The organism is Microbacterium sp. ZW T5_56, assembly GCF_044987425.1.
GTDB lineage: Bacteria > Actinomycetota > Actinomycetes > Actinomycetales > Microbacteriaceae > Microbacterium.
Genome location: NZ_JBJDRI010000036.1, coordinates 1 through 17,523, shown reverse-complemented (window position 1 = coordinate 17,523; position 17,523 = coordinate 1). Strand labels below are relative to the sequence as shown.

Below are 17,523 nucleotides of genomic sequence, written 5' to 3'. Positions count from 1 at the left end.
GCCCACGGTATTCCCGGCCTCCGCCGGTGCGCGTGGGAGCATGAAACGAACCCACACAGCGGAAGAGGCGTGGCGAATGGAACAGCTCACCATCATCGGCACCGAGGGCGAACAACTCGTCCTGGTCACCGAGGCCGGCGACCGTTATGCGCTCGTCATCGACGACGTCCTGCGAACCGAGCTGAAGAAGGCCGCGCGTCGTGAATCTGCGCCGGCGGCTCCGCACGCGAGCCCGCGCGACATCCAGACGCACATCCGCGCCGGGATGTCCGCCCCCGACGTGGCCGAGCTCCTCGGCACCACTGTCGAAGCCGTGCAGCGATACGAGGGTCCGGTGCTGGCCGAGCGCGAGCACATCGTGAGTCAGGCGCTCGCCGTTCCCGTTCTGGTGGGCAGCGAGGTGGAGCCGGACGGAACGCTGAGCTTCGGCATGGCCATCCGAGCCAAGCTCGCCGAGGCAGAGGCCTCCGGAGAACGCTGGACCAGCTGGAAGGGCGAGGACGGCTGGATCGTCAAGCTGGAGTTCGTCTCGGCAGAGGTCGAGCACGACGCGCGCTGGGGTTTCGACCCGCGCCGCAGCACCCTGTCTCCGCAGAACTCCGCCGCCACGCAACTCTCCCGCCAGGGGTCACTTCCCGAGGGACTCATCCCCCGCCTGCGCGCGCTGGATACCGCTCCCGCGGCCACGACGACGCCGTGGAAGGACGAGTCTCGCTTCGACAGCGGTGCCTTCGGTCCCCGCCGCCTGCCGGATCCCGCACCGACGGAGGCGGAGGCGGAGACGAACGCGGAGACCCCTCAGCGTCCAAGCACCGCGGCCGACGCCGCCATGAACCGCGCGCCTGAGCCGGATCGCCCGACTCACCCCGACACCGCCGACCTGCTGGAGGCGCTGCGACGCCGCCGCGGGCAGCGAGAGCCGGCTCCCGCGCTGGAAGACGAGGCCGCGCCCGGACTCGTGACGGCACCGGCTCCGCTCGCGCGGATCGATGGTGCGCCGGCGACCCCGTCGCCGGCCGCCGAGGTGGGCGATGACGCCGAGATCGTGGCGGAGAAGCAGGCCGCGGCCGAGCGCGACAGTGGCAAGAGCCGACGTGGACGTCCCTCGATGCCGAGCTGGGACGAGATCGTCTTCGGCGCACGCACCGAGGACTGAGCCCGGCGTCAGGCCGCGAAGGCCCCCGCGCGGATGAGGGGGACGATCGTCTCCTCCGGCGTGATTCCGCCGTGCTGTCCGATCATCTTCTGCGGGCGCGTGTCGGTGCCCCGATCGTCGTAGTACGCCCAGATGCCGCGGCTCACGACGAGCAGATCGCCGATGCGCAGCGCGACGTCTGGGTGGACCTCACCGAACAGGCCCAGCGCGACCGCCTCATCTCGGGTGAGCACGTCCGCGGTGTTCTGCGCGTCCGCCGCCCAGCGGGCGTGGACTTCCAGCGAATCAGCGTGCTTCTCCGTGTACACGTGCAGCATGCGCGGCTCGCCGCCGACATGCGCCACGCCCTCCCAGCGCGGGTCGTCCTCACCCAGCAGGACGTGACGGAAGCGGGGCACGTCGATCATTCCGTGATCGGCCGTCATGACCAGACCGATGTCGTCGGGAATGGGAACCATGAAGGCACCGTCCACGTCTTCCAACGCCGCGCGCCACTGCGCAGACGCGACGCCGAATTTGTGTCCGGCCTTGTCGACTTCCGGAAGGTAGCAGTAGACCAGCGCGCCGTCGTGCTGCGCGGCGAGGCGCACGGCGACCGAGACGCGGTTGGAGATGTTGTCCACCGGCACGTACTCGCTGCCGCGGAGGATGGCGCGCGTGAAACCGGAATCGGCGTACTCCCCCGGCCCGACCGCGAACGAGGGACGTCCCTCGGACGCAGCGCGCTCGAACACCGTCTCGCTGCGCTGCCAGGTGCGCGGATCCACGCCCTCGCGCTCCCAGCCGCTGAGCTGGTTCACGAGGATGTCCGCGTCGGGATCAAGAACCTTGTAGCCGACGAGGCCATGCTGACCCGGGTCGGTGCCGGTGAGCAGCGAGGTCAGCGCGGCGGCCGTTGTGGACGGGAAGACTGATCGCGCCACATCCCGACGACGCATGAGAGATCCCAGGCGACGGGCATGACCGGTGTGGGCGCGCAGTTGCAGCGCACCGAGACCGTCGACGACACAGAGCACCCCGGAGCGTGCGGTACCGAAACGCCCCTCGCTCCCCAGCGAATCCAGGACATCCGACGCCACCCCGGTGATGCTCCGAGCGTGCGCGGGCGCGGCAGGTAGCATGAGGGACATCGGGGCCAAGTCTCGCACATTTCACCCGATGTACCCCTGCTGTCAGGGCGTTTCCCTCCACCCGAGTCTCCGGAGATCCACACCGCATGGCACGCAAGCCGACCGATATCGAGCCCGTCGTCGAGCGCATCGAAGACGTCGATGTGTCGGCGGAGATGCAGGGATCCTTCCTCGAGTACGCATACTCGGTGATCTACTCCCGCGCCCTTCCGGATGCGCGCGACGGCATGAAGCCGGTGCAGCGACGCATCCTCTACCAGATGGCGGAGATGGGGCTGCGTCCCGACCGCGGACACGTCAAGAGTGCCCGCGTCGTCGGTGACGTGATGGGCAAGCTGCACCCCCACGGCGACTCGGCGATCTACGACGCGCTGGTGCGGCTCGCTCAGCCGTTCTCACTGCGCGTGCCCCTGGTGGACGGGCACGGCAACTTCGGCTCCCTGGACGACGGCCCCGCCGCCTCGCGATACACCGAGGCGCGGATGGCGCCTCCCGCGATGGCGATGACGGAGAGCCTTGACGAGAACGTCGTCGACTTCATCCCGAACTACGACGGCCAGTACCAGCAGCCCGCCGTGCTGCCAGCGGCGTTCCCGAACCTGCTGGTCAACGGCGCGAGCGGTATCGCTGTTGGCATGGCGACCAACATGGCGCCGCACAACCTCATCGAGGTCGTCGCGGCCGCCATCCACCTGTTGGAGAACCCGGACGCGACCACGGAAGAACTCATGGAGTTCGTGCCGGGGCCCGACTTCCCCTCGGGCGGCATCGTGATGGGACTGGACGGAGTCAAGGACGCCTACGCCACCGGACGCGGAGCGTTCAAGGTGCGTGCGAAGATCTCGATCGAGTCGCTCGGTCCGCGCAAGACCGGCATCATCGTGACCGAGCTGCCTTATCAGGTGGGTCCGGAGCGGGTCATCGAGAAACTCAAGGATGCGGTCACGGCCAAGAAGTTGCAGGGCATCAGCGATGTCCACGACTTCACCGATCGCAACCACGGCCTCCGGATGGTCATCACGGTCAAGACCGGCTTCGACCCGGCGGCCGTGTTGGAGGCCCTCTACCGCTTCACCCCGCTCGAGGATTCGTTCTCGATCAACAACGTCGCCCTGGTGGACGGTCAGCCGCAGACGCTGGGCCTCAAGGAGCTGTTGCGGGTCTACCTCGACCACCGCATCGAGGTGGTCACCCGACGCAGCCAGTACCGCCTCGATCGCCGGCGCGAGCGCCTGCACCTCGTGGAGGGTCTGCTCGTCGCGATCCTCGACATCGACGAGGTCATCCAGGTCATCCGCACCTCCGACGACTCGGATGCGGCCCGTTCGCGGCTGCAGCAGGTGTTCGATCTGTCCGAGCGCCAGGCCGAGTACATCCTCGAGCTCCGACTGCGCCGCCTCACAAAGTTCTCCCGCATCGAGCTCGAGGCCGAGCGGGACAAACTGCGCGCCGAGATCGAGGAGCTGGAGCGCCTTCTGGGCGACCCGGTGCTCCTGCGCAGCCAGGTGGCGAGCGAGCTGGACGCGGCAGCGGAGGCCTACGGCACACCCCGTCGAACGCTGCTGCTGAACGCTGCTCCGCCGAAAGCGCGCACGGCACGAGCCGCGGCCGCCGCCGACCTCCAGTTCGCCGACGCACCGACGCTTCTTCTGCTGTCAGCGTCGGGCCGCGCCGTGCGCGTGGATGGGGACGGCGAGACGCCGCTGACCCCGCCTTCACGGCGCAGCAAGCACGACGCGGTGCTCGCGCGCCTGCACACCACCACCCGGAGCGAGATCGGGGCGGTGACCTCACACGGCCGTGTGCTGCGGTTCTCCCCCGTCGACCTGCCGTCGGTGCCTCCGGCATCCGTGCAGCTCGCGGCCGGTGTGGCGCTCAAGGACTATCTCGGCATCACCGACAAGGCGGAGAGAATCCTCGCGCTCATCCGCTTCGACGACGACACCCCTCTGGCCCTCGGAACACGTGACGGTGTGGTGAAGCGCGTCGTCCCGTCCGCGCTGCCCGTGCGTCCGGAGCTGGAGATCATCTCGCTGAAGACCAAGGACATGGTCGTCGGTGCGGTTCCCGCTCCCGACGACGTCGAACTGGTGTTCGTCTCCAGCGATACGCAGCTGCTGCACTTCCCCGCTGAGAATGTGCGCCCGCAGGGTGCACCGGCGGGCGGCATGGCGGGCATCAAGCTCGGTGCAGGTGCTGCCGTGATCTTCTTCGGTGCCGTAGCCGCGGGCACCGAAGCGCAGGTGGTGACGGTGTCCGGCTCCGACACGATGCTCGCCGGCACCGACACCGGGAGAGCAAAAGTCAGTGACTTCGCGGAGTTCCCCGGCAAGGGACGCGCGACCGGCGGAGTCCGTGCCCAGGCGCTCCTGAAGGGCGAGGACCGCCTCACTCTGGCATGGGTGGGTGAGGAGCCTCGTGCTATCGGCGCCGATGGCGCCGTGCGTCAGCTGCCCGCCGGCGGTGCGAAGCGGGATGGATCCGGCGTTCCGCTGGAGGCCGTCATCGCCTGGGTAGGAACCGCGATCTCCTGAGACGTGGCGCGGCCGGCGGATCCTCTCGGTTGTCGGCTGCACGCACCGCGGCAGGAGTTAGAGCCAGGGGACGACGTTCGCGGCGATGGCCGGGTCGGCTACGGGTCGCGGTGCCGGGGCGATGGCAAGAGTGATTCGCGGCTCCTGCGCATACTGCGCGACAGTGACGAGGTAGCGGCCGGGTGCCCGGCCGATGCGAGGCGTCGCATCGCTCACGAGTCGCCGCCCGGAGAAGCCCGCAGCGCCGGTGAGCTCCTTGAACGTGGGGACGGCCAGCACGCCTCGACTGGCCACGACCGTGTGCGTGAAGGTGCGGAGCGGCTGATCGGTGCGGGGCACGGCGGGCGCGAGCACATCGAGCGCGGCCTCCGCGCCCAGGTGCATCACGATGCCGTGCTCGGCCCTGCGTTCGGCGGCATAGCGGGTCAGCTGATCCGCATGCGTCGGGGCATCGTTGATGTACGACGCGAACGCATAGGGGTCGATGAGGCAGAGCCAGCCGTCGAGATCCACCTGCAGACGGGTCATGTCGGTCACACCTCCACCGTATCGGCAGTGCTCTCGCTGAACGTCAGGCGTCGATGGACTCGCGCGAGAGGCGATCGGACGAGTCGATGATGAACTCCCGACGCGGGGCGACATCGTTGCCCATCAGCAGCTCGAACACCTCGTTGGCCGCGTCCGCATCGGCGAGCGTCACTCGCCGCAGCAGTCGGCCTCGCTTGTCCATCGTGGTGGTCGCCAGCTGATCCGCGTCCATTTCGCCGAGACCCTTGTAGCGCTGCACCGGCTCCTGCCAACGCTTGCCAACCTTCGTAAGCTTCGCGAGCAGCCCGTGCAGTTCCGCCTCCGAGTACGTGTAGATGGTCTCGTTGGGCTTGGAGCCGGGGTTCATCACGATCACCCGGTGCAACGGCGGCACGGCCGCGTAGACCCGTCCCGCCTCGACCAGAGGCCGCATGTAGCGGAAGAACAGCGTGAGCAGCAGCGTGCGGATGTGCGCCCCGTCGACATCGGCGTCGCTCATCAGAATGATCTTGCCGTAGCGCGCCTGCGTGAGATCGAACGTCCGGCCCGAACCGGCGCCGATGGACTGGATGATGGCCGCGCACTCCGCGTTGCCGAGCATGTCGGACACGGACGCCTTCTGGACGTTGAGGATCTTGCCGCGGATCGGCAGCAGCGCCTGGTGCCCAGAATCACGGGCGAGCTTCGCGGTGCCGAGCGCCGAGTCACCCTCGACGATGAACATCTCCGACTGGGAGACGTCGCTGGATCGGCAGTCGACGAGCTTCACCGGTAGCGACGACGACTCGAGCGCGCTCTTGCGTCGCTGGGTCTCCTTGTGAGCGCGCGCGGAGATGCGCGCCTTCATCTCGGAGACCACCTTGTCGAGCAGCTGAGAAGCCTGGTTCTTGTCGTCGCGCTTCGTGGACGAGAACCGCTCCCCCAGCTCCTTGCCGACCACGCGCGACACGATCTGGCGCACCGCGGGCGTGCCCAGGACCTCTTTGGTCTGACCCTCGAACTGCGGCTCGGGAACGGTAACAGTGAGCACGGCGGTGAGTCCGGCCAGCACATCGTCCTTCTCCGGCTTGTCGCTGCCCGACTTCAGTCGCCGCGCATTGGCCGCAACCTGAGCGCGAATGACCTTGAGGAGCTCCTGCTCGAAGCCCTGCTGGTGAGTTCCGCCCTTGGGCGTGGCGATGATGTTCACGAACGAGCGCACTGTCGTGTCATAACCCGTGCCCCACCGCAGTGCGACGTCCACCGCGCATTCACGCTCGACATCCGTGGCCTGCATGGAACCATCCGGCTGCAGCACCGGGACCGTCTCGTGGAAAGTGCCCGATCCCTGCAGCCGCCAGGTGTCGGTGATCGGGGCGTCTGAGGCGAGGTACTCCACGAACTCCGAGATGCCGCCCTCGTAGCGATGCAGCGTCTCGTTGCCACCCTCGGCACGCTTGTCGGTGATCCGGATACCGAGGCCCGGGACGAGGAACGCCGTCTGTCGCGCACGTGTCTCCAGGTCGGCCAGCTGGAAGGCGGCGTCCTTCGTGAAGATCTGCCGGTCCGCCCAGTAGCGCACGCGCGTGCCGTTGACGCCCTTGCGCACCTTGCCCACCACGCGCAGCTCGCTGCCATCGGCGAACGGCGTGAAGGGCGCGTCGGGACGAGGCTCGCCCGCGTCCGCGAACCTGCCCGGCTCTCCGCGGCGGAAGGACATCGCATAGGTCTTGCCGTCGCGGTCGACTTCCACGTCGAGCCGCTCGGACAGCGCGTTGACCACCGAGGCTCCCACGCCGTGCAGACCGCCTGAGGCCGCGTACGACCCGCCACCGAACTTGCCGCCGGCATGCAGCTTCGTGAAGACGACCTCCACACCCGTGAGACCGGTACGCGGCTCGACGTCCACCGGGATGCCGCGTCCGCGGTCCTGCACCTCGACGCTTCCGTCGTCACGCAGGATGACGTCGATGTCGGTGCCGTTGCCCGCGACCGCCTCGTCCACCGCGTTGTCGATGATCTCCCACAGACAGTGCATGAGACCCGGCGAGCCGTTGGATCCGATGTACATGCCGGGGCGCTTGCGGACAGCCTCAAGCCCTTCCAGCACCTGGAGATGATGAGCGGAGTACTCGGCAGTCACAGTCCCCATCGTAAGTCGACCCACCGACACCACTCGCCAGGCGCGCGGACCGGCGCCTCGCCCGCGTATTCCCGCGGAACGCGGCGTACGCGCTGAGCGAAACACGCGGCCGGACGGGCCCGGTCGGCGCTGCACGTGGTTGACTGAAAGCAGTCTTCAGCCGCGCACCCGATCAAGGAGGCACCCGCGATGAACACCACGCTCACCCCCGCCGAGCCGACGGTCTTCCGGCTCACCGCGATGGATCGCTGCGATTCGTGCGGCGCTCAGGCCTATATCGCCGCCGAGGTCAACGGCTCCGAGCTTCTCTTCTGCGCCCACCACGGACGCAAGTACGAGGCGAAGCTCCGTGAGATCGCGACCTCCTGGCACGATGAGACCGCCCGCCTCGACGAGGCCAACTGACTCACGAGTAAAGGGCTCCCGCAGCAGCGGGAGCCCTTTTTCTGTGCCCGAAGCGTCAGCCCACGTAGCGGCGCGGCACGTCGGACGCCAATCGCAGCACGACCTCCTCACCGATCGTGCCGAGGCGCTCGGCGAGGTCGGTGGCCGAATCGGCGGGTTCCGCCCCGAACAGCGTGACGATCTGTCCCGCCGCGGCACCGTCCCAGTGCGGAATTCGCAGCGTATCCGCCGCGATCTCCGTGACAGGCAGACGCCCCCCGGGCGTCGCTGCGGTGAGCGCGCCTGCAGCCGTCGACATCAGCCCGCTGACGTACCCGGTGCCGATGATCGTGTCCTTGCGGCCGACCTTCTCCACCGCGGCCTGGAGCGAACCCACCACGGCAAGCCCCAACTCGCCCTCGGAGGGACCATCGGCGGAGCGAATGCCGTAGTGGAACGCGCCGATGCGCACCATGTCGTAGCGGAACTCGGGGCGTGCGAAAGCGGCAGCACTCGCGGCCAGATGCAGCTTCTGCGGCGCAAGTCCCGCCGCCCGGGCCTGAGTCACGGCGGTGTCGAAGACCGCGCGCGAGTCATCGTCGTCGGCATCCGAGGCCTCGCCGATGTGCGACCAGATGCCGACCACTCGAATGATGCCGAGCGCCTCCAGCTGCACCGCCCGTTCGACGAAAGCGGACCATTCCTCCAGCCGCACGCCGTTGCGGTGCAGTCCGGTGTCGATCTTCAGGTGCACGTCGGCGGCCGCTGATCGTGCCTGAGCGACCGCTGCCACATCCTCCAGCAGCGCAGCCGAGCCCACGCCGATGTCGAGCCGCGCCGACAGCGCGTCTGCCACATCGTCGCGACCCGCCAGCATCCACGCGAACACGCGGGCCTCCGGCGCCAGAGCGCGCACGGCCACGCCCGTGCTCACATCCAGCGCACCGATCCACGTGACGCCTTCGGCGATCGCGCGCGGAACCACGGCGTCGAGGCCGTGCCGGTAGGCATCGTCCTTCACCACGAGCATCGCCTCGGCCGGTGCGACGCGTTCCCGCACCGCACGGATGTTGGCGGACAGGGCCGCCAGGTCAACGACGAACTCCGCACTCATGCCACGATCTCCCGACGCGTCCGGTTGCCGATTGCCGGCAGCAGCTCCTCCAGCCCGAGCCCGGTGAGGGCGATCCATTCCGCCCATGCCGGCTCGCCGCGATCCGGATCCCCGAGGAACACGACCTCATCACCGGTGCCGGTCTCCGCTGCTCCGATGTCGACGACGCAGACGTCCATCGCCACACGACCCACGATGGGTCGGCGAACGCCGTTCATCGTGACGGCGAGGCGGTTGCCGAGCGAGCGCACGATGCCCTGCGCGTAGCCGCCGGTCACCAGCGCGACGCGGGTGTCCTCACGAGCGGTGAAGGTGTAGCCGTAGGACACGCTCTCACCCGCTCGCAGCACCTTCACGCCGAGCACCTCGCCGCTCAGGGTGACCGCGGGAACGGTCTGGGGCAGGGCTCCGGCGGCCACTGCCGCCGTGACCACCGCGAACGTGGGAGGAACCTCGCCCGCGAACGCCGCGGGCCCGTCATCGCCCACCACGCCCGCCAGCGACTGCTCGCGGGCCACCGACGTGATGAGCTGCGCGCCGAGTCCCCAGCCGTCATGACGCGCATCGGCGTAGACCTCCCGAGGATGACCCGAGAGATTGCGTGTCACGGCTGAACGCGACACGCGAAGAGTGGGGTGAGTGCGACCGATGAGGTCATGCGCGGCGGTCATCGCACACGACCTTCCGTGCGTTCGAGGGGGGCGTAGTCGTGCATAGGAGCCTTTCGGATGCGCTTCGGGACCGGCCACCGACGGGCGGCGCTGTGGTCCGTCCGCCGTGCGGACACCGCCGTCGATCCTAGTCGGCGCCGCTCCGCAGCCCCTGTGCATCCAGCCCGCATGCTCAGGGTCTCGCAGCGCCCGCCGGTAAACTGAAGGCGAGAAATCAAAGGAGCACCATGGCCTCGTCTGCCTCATCCCTCCCGGTGCGCGTCAAGTACGCGGTTGATCGCGCACTGCGCATCAACACCGGATCGCTGATCGCGCGCGCCAAGGAGACCGCCGCGCACCACCACCGTGCGGTCCCGGCCGTGGTGGTGGACATGCTGTGGTCCGCGGCTCGCCACGACGTTGGCTTCCAGGACTACGTCGACTACGACTTCGCCATCCTGAGCCGCGCCGAGCGCGCCACGTACATGACGCACCCGATCTCCAACCGCATGTCGCAGCTGCTCGACAAGCCCGAGGGGCGTGCCACCTTCCACGACAAGATCGCGTTCAATCGCGCCTTCGCCCCGTACCTCGGTCGTGAGTGGCTTGTGCTGGGCGAGAACCCGGCATCGGACGCCGACGCACTGCAGGCGTTCGCTGAGCGCCACCCCACCTTCATCGCGAAGACGCCGCAGGGCTCCGCCGGCCTCGGCGTGCACCGCTACCAGGCCGCCGAGGTATCGGACTGGAAGACGTTCACGGCCGAGCTCGTCGGTCGGGGCGAGCTGCTGATCGAGGAGGTCATCCTTCAGCACGACGACATCGCGGCATACTGCCCGGGAACCGTGAACACCACACGCGTCACGGCGTACTTCGACGGCACCAGGACCCACATCCTCGCCGCCGCCCAGAAGTTCGGGCGCGGCGCCGTGAGTGATCAGATGTCGTTCGGCGGCTTCTACACGATGCTCGACGACAGCGGGCACGCCCGCAGCGCCGGCTACGACTCACACGAGAACGTCCATGAGCTGCACCCGGACACCCACAAGCGCATCGCCGACTTCCAGCTGCCGATGTGGGACGAGGTCGTGGCGTATGTGGACCGCATCGCCCGCGTCATTCCGTCCATCCCGTACGTGGGCTGGGACATCGTCGTCACCCCGAACGGTCCTGTCGTCATCGAAGGCAACTGGGCGGCCGGCGTCTACGAGAACAAGCCGAGCGTGAGCGGAATCCGCACCGGTCACCGCGAACGCTACCGCGCTGCCACCGGCATCTGAACCCGCGTACAACGCGAAAGGGGCTCCGTCACGAGTGACGGAGCCCCTTTCGCGTTGTGGGTCAGGCCTTGCGGATCACGCCGAGCGGCGTGGACTGGTGGCCCTGCCCGAGGGGGTTGTCCTTGAGGATGCGGACCAGCCGCTGCTCCCCCGCCTTCGACAGCGTGGACCCCAGGATGTTGCCACCCAGGTCATTGATGTCGACGACGGCCACGTCAGCCGAGGTCTTCAGCAGCGCCTTGAGGTGCGCGGCGACCTCGGCGGGGCGCTCCGGTCCGAGCACCACGGCCTTGTTGTAGGGCGGGATGGTGCCGCTGGTGGGTCCGTCGATCGCCCGAGCCTTGTCGCCAGCGATGCGGTAGAAGTCGCCCTTGCGCCCGAATGCCTTGGTCACGGCGGCGACGGCCGCAGCGAACAGGATCTTCGGAGTGCCGCACTCACGCAGCGCCATCTCCATGGTCTCGGGCATCCCGAGACCGATCCCGTACGGGGTGCGGGTGACGTACTTGGAGAGGAAGTGCGCCAGCTTGCGCGGCGTGATGTCTTCCACCAGGTACGAGCGTCCCTGCGTGATCGCGACGATCTTCTCGGTCACGAACAGCGTGTCGCCGGGCACCAGGGTGCCCTCGGTGACGTACTGCGTGATGAACGCATCCAGGTCGTCGCCCGGCAGGACGACATGCGTCTTGATCGGGAGCCGCTGGAACTTCTCGCCGTCGACTTCGATGAGGAGGTTCTTGCCTTCGTTCGCCTCTGCCATGCTCTTCCCCATCACTCCAGGTAGTCCCGGAGCGACTGGGAGCGGCTCGGGTGGCGAAGCTTCGCCATCGTCTTCGACTCGATCTGGCGGATGCGCTCACGCGTGACGCCGAACGTGTCGCCGATCTGGTCCAGGGTCTTGGGCTGACCGTCGCCCAGGCCGAAGCGCATGCGGATCACACCCGCCTCACGCTCGCTGAGCGAGTCCAGCAGACTCTCCAGCTGACGCTGCAGCATCGTGAATCCGACCGCGTCGGCGGGAACGACGGCGTCGGTGTCCTCAATGAGGTCACCGAACTCGCTGTCGCCGTCCTCACCGAGGGGCGTGTGCAGCGAGATGGGCTCGCGGCCGTACTTCTGGACCTCGATGACCTTCTCGGGGGTCATGTCCAGCTCACGCGAGAGCTCCTCGGGCGTGGGCTCGCGACCCAGGTCCTGCAGCATCTGACGCTGTACACGGGCCAGCTTGTTGATGACCTCCACCATGTGCACCGGGATGCGGATGGTGCGAGCCTGGTCGGCCATGGCGCGGGTGATGGCCTGACGGATCCACCACGTGGCGTAGGTCGAGAACTTGAAGCCCTTGGTGTAGTCGAACTTCTCCACCGCACGGATGAGGCCGAGGTTGCCTTCCTGGATCAGGTCCAGGAACTGCATGCCACGACCGGTGTAGCGCTTGGCGAGCGACACCACGAGTCGGAGGTTGGCGCCGAGCAGGTGGCTCTTCGCGCGCTGGCCGTCGCGGGCGACCCACTGCAGGTCCAGGCCCAGCTGGCTGGACTTCTCTGCCGCGGTCATCTTGGACAGCTTCTCTTCGGCGAACAGGCCCGCCTCGATGCGCATGGCCAGCTCGACCTCCTGCTCCGCGTTGAGGAGCGGGACCTTGCCGATCTGCTTCAGGTAGTCCTTGACCGGGTCGGCCGTGGCACCGGAGATCTGGGTGGAGTAGACGGGGACATCGTCCTCGTCGGAGGAGGAGATGACGATCGCGCCCGTGGGCAGCGGCTCGGTGGTGACGGGCTTCGTCGCACCTTCCTCGTCGTCCTTGTCCTCGCTGGTGTCGTCCGACTTGTCATCCGAGGTCTCGGCGTCGATCTCGACGTCGACCTCTTCGTCCTCAGTGGGCTCGTCTTCATCGGACTTCTTCTTGCGTCCGCCGGCCGCCTTCGCGGTGGTCGCGCGAGGCTTCTTGGCCGCAGGCGTTGCAGCGGCCTTTCCGGTCGTCTTCGCAGCGGCGCCGCGCTTGGCGGCGGGCTTGGCTGCGGCCGCAGTGGCGGTCTCGTCCGTCTCGGTGTCCTTCGCTGCGGTCCGCGTGGTCTTGGTCGTGGCAGGGGTCACGGTTCACCTTTCACCGGCGTGCTCCGGAGGTTTCACACACACGTAAGACCCTTGTCAAGTCCCGGAGCCTTTCAGCTCGTAGGGTCGACAACGGGTCGGTCCCCTATTGTCTCACACGTCGGCGTGGGGAAACACCAATTGACGCGTTGAGGAAAACGCGTGCGCGCGCACCGGTATTCCCGGGGCCCGCCGTCGTCGTGCGGCGTGTCGGGTTCAGCCCAGACCCGGAGCACCCTTGTCTTCGTCGCCCGGCCGATTCGCGAGGAATCGCTCCAGCTCGGCGGCCAGCTCATCGGCGCTCGGCAGCGGCGCGCCATCCAACAGCGTCTCGCTGGTGTACTCGCCACGCTCCATCTCGTGGAACTGGCCGGCACGGTACGCGTCGTAACGCACTTCCAGAGCCGAGATCATGCGCTGCAGCTCGTCGTTGTCGGCGATCTGCTCCTCCACCTTGACGAGGAAGTCCCGGTTCGCCTCGACGATCGGATCTGTGGCGAACACCAGCCCCGTCGCAGCCGTCATCTTCTCCAGCGCGACGAGCATGGCGCCGGGATACTCGGTGTCTGCCAGGTAGTGCGGGACGAGGAGCACGAGTCCGGCGATCGAGGTGCCGTTCTCGGCGAGGCGATACTCCAGCAGGTGTCCCGCGGTCGCGGGCACCTGCGTCTCGGGCTGCCACACCGAAAGCGACGCGATGAGGTCGTCGCGGTTTCCCGACACCGTCACACCGATGGGCCGAGTATGCGGCACAGGCATGCCGATCGCGTGGACCCACGTGACGCCGGACACTCGATGCTCGGCGGCGAGGTTCAGCACCACGTCGGCGAAGGCCTCCCAGGCGAAGTCCGGCTCGTAGCCCGACAGCAACAGGAACTGCTGGCCGAGGACGTCATGAGCGAGCGAGAGCTCCAACCGCGGCGGCCGGTACTCGGTCAGGTGATCGCGCACGAAGGTCACAATCGGACGACGCGCGCGGTAATCCAGCAGGACGTCGTTGGAGAACCGTCCCAGGACGTCAGCGGTGCCATCATCGCGGAATCGGTTGATCAGCCCCGCAACGGCACCGCCCGCATCGGTGAAGCCGGTCATCAGGACGACCATCGGAAGGCCGGCCGGAACGGCACGCGGCGGAAGGACGCGTTCGAAGATCTCGGAGGGCTGGGGCATCCTTCCATGCTACGAGCGCGGCAGACAGCGAGGGTCGAGAAGGCGACCGCTGTCAGCGAACACGCCGATCCTCAGACCCCCGACGCTCCCTAGGATGGGGGCATGCCGGTTCCCGAGATTCAGCTGTCCTCGTCCCTGTCGTTCGATCCGGAAGCCGAGGCGACCCTCGTTCTCGTTCCGGCACTTCCGGCCCCTGACGCCCTGAGCGCATGGCCGGGACTCGCCGAGGCACTCGCGGCGATCGGCTTCACCGGTTCGTTCGCCGCCTTCGCGCGTGTGCCACTGCTCTCCGTCACCGACAAGCCGTTCGCGGTCGTCGGCCTGGGCGATCGCACCGATGCCGCCGGTGTGCGCGACGCCGTCGGAGCCGGCGTGCGCTCCCTCACGGGCTTCTCCGCCGTCCACGTCCACCTGAATGCGGTTCCCGAGGGCAACGCCGCCGCGGCCGTGGAAGGTGCACTGCTGGGTGCCTACACGTTCGACTCCTACAAGACGTCGGGTCGCACGCAGCGAGCCGGCAGCATCACCGTCCACACGGCCGAGCAGGTCGACACCGCCGCCGCGGTCAGCATCGCCGAGGCCGTCGCGCTCGTGAAGGACCTCACCACCACCCCGGCCGAGTGGCAGAGCCCGCAGCAGCTCGCTGAATCGGCGCTCACCGCGGTCGACGGGCTTCCCATCGAGGTGACCGTCTGGGATGAGGAGCGCCTCGCGGCAGAGGGCTTCGGCGGAATTCTCGGCGTCGGCCAGGGATCGGACCGACCGCCTCGTCTTGTGCGACTCAGCTACTCTCCCGCAGAGGCATCGCGTCACATCGCGCTGGTGGGCAAGGGCATCACCTTCGACACCGGCGGCCTCTCCCTCAAGCCTGCGTCGTCAATGCTCGGCATGAAGGACGACATGTGCGGCGCGGCCACCGTGCTCGCTGTGGTCCGTGCAGCCGCGCAGCAGCAGCTGCCCACACGAGTCACGGCGTGGATGTGCATCGCCGACAACATGCCGTCCGGCCGCGCCATCCGCCCCGGTGACGTGCTGCGCATGTACGGCGGTCAGACCGTGGAGGTGCTGAACACCGACGCGGAGGGACGCCTCGTCCTCGGCGATGGCCTGGTAGCCGCCAGCGAGGAGCGCCCCGATCTCATCATCGATGTGGCCACGCTCACCGGCGCGATCATGGTGGCACTCGGCAACCGCCACACCGGCGTGTTCGGTGACGATGATGCGGTCGAGACCTTCCTGGACGCCGCCGCGGTCGCGGGTGAAGACGCGTGGCCGATGCCGCTGCCGGACTTCATGGAGAGCGATCTCGACTCCCCCATCGCGGATATGCGCAACGCCAACATGAGCAATCGCAATGGTGGGGCGCTCTTCGCCGGCCTGTTCCTGCGCCGTTTCGTCGGCCGCGTGTCCGACGAGGAGAACGCTGCGCGCATCCCGTGGGTGCACCTGGACATCGCCGCCTCGGCCCTCAATGACTCCGCCCCGTTCGGCTACACCGACAAGGGCTTCACCGGAGCGACCGTTCGGTCGATCCTCGAACTGATCTCGCGCTAGCCACAAGCCACGCGAGTCCGAACTGGAGATCTCATGACAACCCACACCTTCGACGTCGTCGTCCTCGGCGCCGGCAGCGGCGGCTACGCCGCAGCGCTGCGTCTCGCGGAGCTCGGAAAGACGGTCGCCCTCATCGAACGCGACAAGGTCGGCGGCACCTGTCTGCACCGCGGCTGCATTCCGACCAAGGCGCTGCTGCACGCTGCGGAAGTCGCCGACACCGTTCGTGAAGCAGCACAGTACGGCGTCACGGCTCAGCTCGACGCCATCGACCCTGCGGGAGTGGCAGCGTATCGACGCGGCATCGTCGCGAAGAAGCACAAGGGTCTGGAAGGGCTCCTGTCCGCGCGCAAGATCACCACGATCAGCGGCTCCGGTCGCCTCGAGGGTGACCGGACGGTGCGTGTCGGCGACGATCTCTACACCGGCGCAGACCTGATCCTGGCCACCGGCTCCTACAGCCGGACGCTTCCCGGCATCGAGATCGGCGGGCGCGTGCTCACCAGCGAGCAGGCGCTCGAGCTGGAGATCATCCCGGAGCGCGTGCTCGTGCTCGGCGGCGGGGTGATCGGGGTGGAGTTCGCGAGTGTCTGGCGCTCCTTCGGCTCCGAGGTCACCATCATCGAGGCACTCGATCACCTGGTTCCGAACGAGGACCTCGCGGTCAGCAAGGGCCTGGAGCGCGCGTTCCGCAAGCGCGGCATCGCTCAGAAGCTCGGCGTGCGCTTCCAGTCCGTGCAGCAGTCCGACAGCGGCGTCACCGTGACGCTGGAGGACGGGAGCGCCCTGGAGGGCGACTACCTGCTGGTCGCCGTCGGTCGGGGGCCGGTCACGGCGGATCTCGGCTTCGAGGAGGCCGGAATCACACTCGATCGGGGGTTCGTGGTCGTCGACGAGCGCCTGCACACCAACGTCGCCGGCGTGTGGGCCGTGGGCGACATCACCCCGGGCCTTCAGCTCGCGCACCGCGGTTTCCAGCAGGGCATCGCGGTGGCCGAGCGCATCGCAGGACTCGACCCGGTCGCGGTCCCCGACTCCCAGGTGCCGAAGGTCACGTACTCGCACCCCGAGGTCGCGTCGGTGGGGCTCACCGAGGCACAGGCCGCCGACAGGTTCGGTGCCGATCACATCCGCGCCTACGAGTTCAATCTCGCGGGAAATGCCAAGAGCGAGATCATCGGAACGGGCGGCTTCGTGAAGGTCATCCGCGAGATCGACGGTCCTGTGATCGGTGTTCACCTGCTCGGCGACCGCGTCGGCGAGCTCATCACCGAGGGACAGCTCGCCGTGGCGTGGGAAGCCTTCCCGGAAGACCTGGCACCGCTCCTGCACGCTCACCCCACCCAGAGCGAGGCCCTGGGCGAGGCGTTTCTCGCGCTCGCCGGAAAACCGCTCCACGCCCTGTGAATGGTCGCCGAGAGTACCGGTCCATCACTAAGCTGGGTATAGACGTTATGCATTCTGAAGGAGAAATCGACATGAGCACATCCGTCGTCCTCCCCGCTCTCGGTGAGAGCGTGACTGAGGGTACGGTCACCCGCTGGCTCAAGAAGGTGGGTGACACCGTCCAGGCGGATGAGGGTCTCCTGGAGATCTCGACCGACAAGGTCGACACCGAGATCCCCTCGCCCGTCAGCGGCGTGATCGAAGAGATCCTGGTTCAGGAAGACGAGACCGTCGAGGTCGGCGCCGTCCTCGCCACGATCGGTGACGGCAGCGCCGCACCGGCTTCGGCCCCCGCGCCCGCCGCCGAGGAGCCCGCCGCGGCTCCGGCTCCAGCCGTCGCTGAAGCTCCCGCGCCGGCTGC

The 17,523-nt window shown here is 68.1% G+C and carries 15 protein-coding genes; 7 read left to right on the top strand and 8 right to left on the bottom strand.

Annotated elements, in window-relative coordinates:
- Positions 1 to 76 precede the first annotated feature (76 nt).
- The gene (gene sepH / locus ACI3KU_RS15545; protein WP_404923223.1) at positions 77 to 1,156 is read left to right on the top strand and encodes a septation protein SepH; all 1,080 of its coding nucleotides are present in this window, start codon (positions 77 to 79) and stop codon (positions 1,154 to 1,156) included.
- A gap of 8 nt (positions 1,157 to 1,164) precedes the next feature.
- Here sepH and ACI3KU_RS15540 read toward each other — a convergent pair whose 3' ends face one another.
- Positions 1,165 to 2,286, bottom strand: coding sequence for an alkaline phosphatase family protein (locus ACI3KU_RS15540; RefSeq protein WP_404923222.1), 1,122 nt, complete (start codon positions 2,284 to 2,286; stop codon positions 1,165 to 1,167).
- A gap of 86 nt (positions 2,287 to 2,372) precedes the next feature.
- Here ACI3KU_RS15540 and ACI3KU_RS15535 point away from each other — a divergent pair, with 86 nt between their 5' ends.
- Positions 2,373 to 4,820, top strand: a complete 2,448-nt coding sequence (locus ACI3KU_RS15535) for a DNA topoisomerase (ATP-hydrolyzing) subunit A (RefSeq protein WP_404923221.1) — start codon at positions 2,373 to 2,375, stop codon at positions 4,818 to 4,820.
- Between the two features lie 57 nt (positions 4,821 to 4,877).
- Here ACI3KU_RS15535 and ACI3KU_RS15530 read toward each other — a convergent pair whose 3' ends face one another.
- Complete coding sequence (locus tag ACI3KU_RS15530; protein WP_404923220.1) at positions 4,878 to 5,357, bottom strand: hypothetical protein; 480 nt, start codon at positions 5,355 to 5,357, stop codon at positions 4,878 to 4,880.
- A 34-nt stretch (positions 5,358 to 5,391) separates the two neighbouring features.
- The gene (locus ACI3KU_RS15525) at positions 5,392 to 7,479 is read right to left on the bottom strand and encodes a type IIA DNA topoisomerase subunit B (protein ID WP_404923219.1); all 2,088 of its coding nucleotides are present in this window, start codon (positions 7,477 to 7,479) and stop codon (positions 5,392 to 5,394) included.
- 180 nt (positions 7,480 to 7,659) lie between these two features.
- Here ACI3KU_RS15525 and ACI3KU_RS15520 point away from each other — a divergent pair, with 180 nt between their 5' ends.
- Positions 7,660 to 7,875: a hypothetical protein gene (locus tag ACI3KU_RS15520; protein WP_404923218.1), complete on the top strand. Its 216-nt coding sequence runs from the start codon at positions 7,660 to 7,662 to the stop codon at positions 7,873 to 7,875.
- Positions 7,876 to 7,930: 55 nt separating this feature from the next.
- On the opposite strand, the gene ACI3KU_RS15515 is transcribed toward ACI3KU_RS15520, so the two are convergent.
- Both ACI3KU_RS15515 and ACI3KU_RS15510 read right to left on the bottom strand, forming a co-directional pair.
- Positions 7,931 to 8,968, bottom strand: coding sequence for an alanine racemase (locus tag ACI3KU_RS15515; RefSeq protein WP_404923217.1), 1,038 nt, complete (start codon positions 8,966 to 8,968; stop codon positions 7,931 to 7,933).
- Positions 8,965 to 9,639, bottom strand: coding sequence for an alanine racemase C-terminal domain-containing protein (locus ACI3KU_RS15510; RefSeq protein ID WP_404923216.1), 675 nt, complete (start codon positions 9,637 to 9,639; stop codon positions 8,965 to 8,967). Before ACI3KU_RS15510 ends, ACI3KU_RS15515 begins: the two co-directional genes overlap by 4 nt.
- Positions 9,640 to 9,866: 227 nt before the next feature.
- Between ACI3KU_RS15510 and ACI3KU_RS15505 the strand changes: the two genes are divergently transcribed.
- Positions 9,867 to 10,898: a sugar-transfer associated ATP-grasp domain-containing protein gene (locus ACI3KU_RS15505; RefSeq protein ID WP_404923215.1), complete on the top strand. Its 1,032-nt coding sequence runs from the start codon at positions 9,867 to 9,869 to the stop codon at positions 10,896 to 10,898.
- 61 nt (positions 10,899 to 10,959) lie between these two features.
- On the opposite strand, the gene ACI3KU_RS15500 is transcribed toward ACI3KU_RS15505, so the two are convergent.
- The 3 genes from ACI3KU_RS15500 to ACI3KU_RS15490 form a co-directional block, all read right to left on the bottom strand.
- Positions 10,960 to 11,658, bottom strand: a complete 699-nt coding sequence (locus ACI3KU_RS15500) for a coenzyme F420-0:L-glutamate ligase (RefSeq protein ID WP_404923214.1) — start codon at positions 11,656 to 11,658, stop codon at positions 10,960 to 10,962.
- An 11-nt stretch (positions 11,659 to 11,669) separates the two neighbouring features.
- Positions 11,670 to 12,995: an RNA polymerase sigma factor gene (locus ACI3KU_RS15495; protein ID WP_404923213.1), complete on the bottom strand. Its 1,326-nt coding sequence runs from the start codon at positions 12,993 to 12,995 to the stop codon at positions 11,670 to 11,672.
- Between the two features lie 213 nt (positions 12,996 to 13,208).
- On the bottom strand, positions 13,209 to 14,162 hold the full coding sequence (locus ACI3KU_RS15490; protein ID WP_404923212.1) for a proteasome assembly chaperone family protein: 954 nt from the start codon (positions 14,160 to 14,162) through the stop codon (positions 13,209 to 13,211).
- A gap of 102 nt (positions 14,163 to 14,264) precedes the next feature.
- Here ACI3KU_RS15490 and ACI3KU_RS15485 point away from each other — a divergent pair, with 102 nt between their 5' ends.
- The 3 genes from ACI3KU_RS15485 to ACI3KU_RS15475 form a co-directional block, all read left to right on the top strand.
- A complete protein-coding gene (locus ACI3KU_RS15485) occupies positions 14,265 to 15,716 on the top strand; it encodes a leucyl aminopeptidase (protein ID WP_404923211.1) in 1,452 nt (483 codons plus the stop codon).
- A 33-nt stretch (positions 15,717 to 15,749) separates the two neighbouring features.
- Complete coding sequence (gene lpdA / locus ACI3KU_RS15480) at positions 15,750 to 17,123, top strand: dihydrolipoyl dehydrogenase (RefSeq protein ID WP_404923210.1); 1,374 nt, start codon at positions 15,750 to 15,752, stop codon at positions 17,121 to 17,123.
- 71 nt (positions 17,124 to 17,194) lie between these two features.
- Positions 17,195 to 17,523, top strand: a 329-nt coding sequence (locus tag ACI3KU_RS15475) for a biotin/lipoyl-containing protein (protein ID WP_404923209.1), incomplete at its 3' end; no start/stop codon positions are given.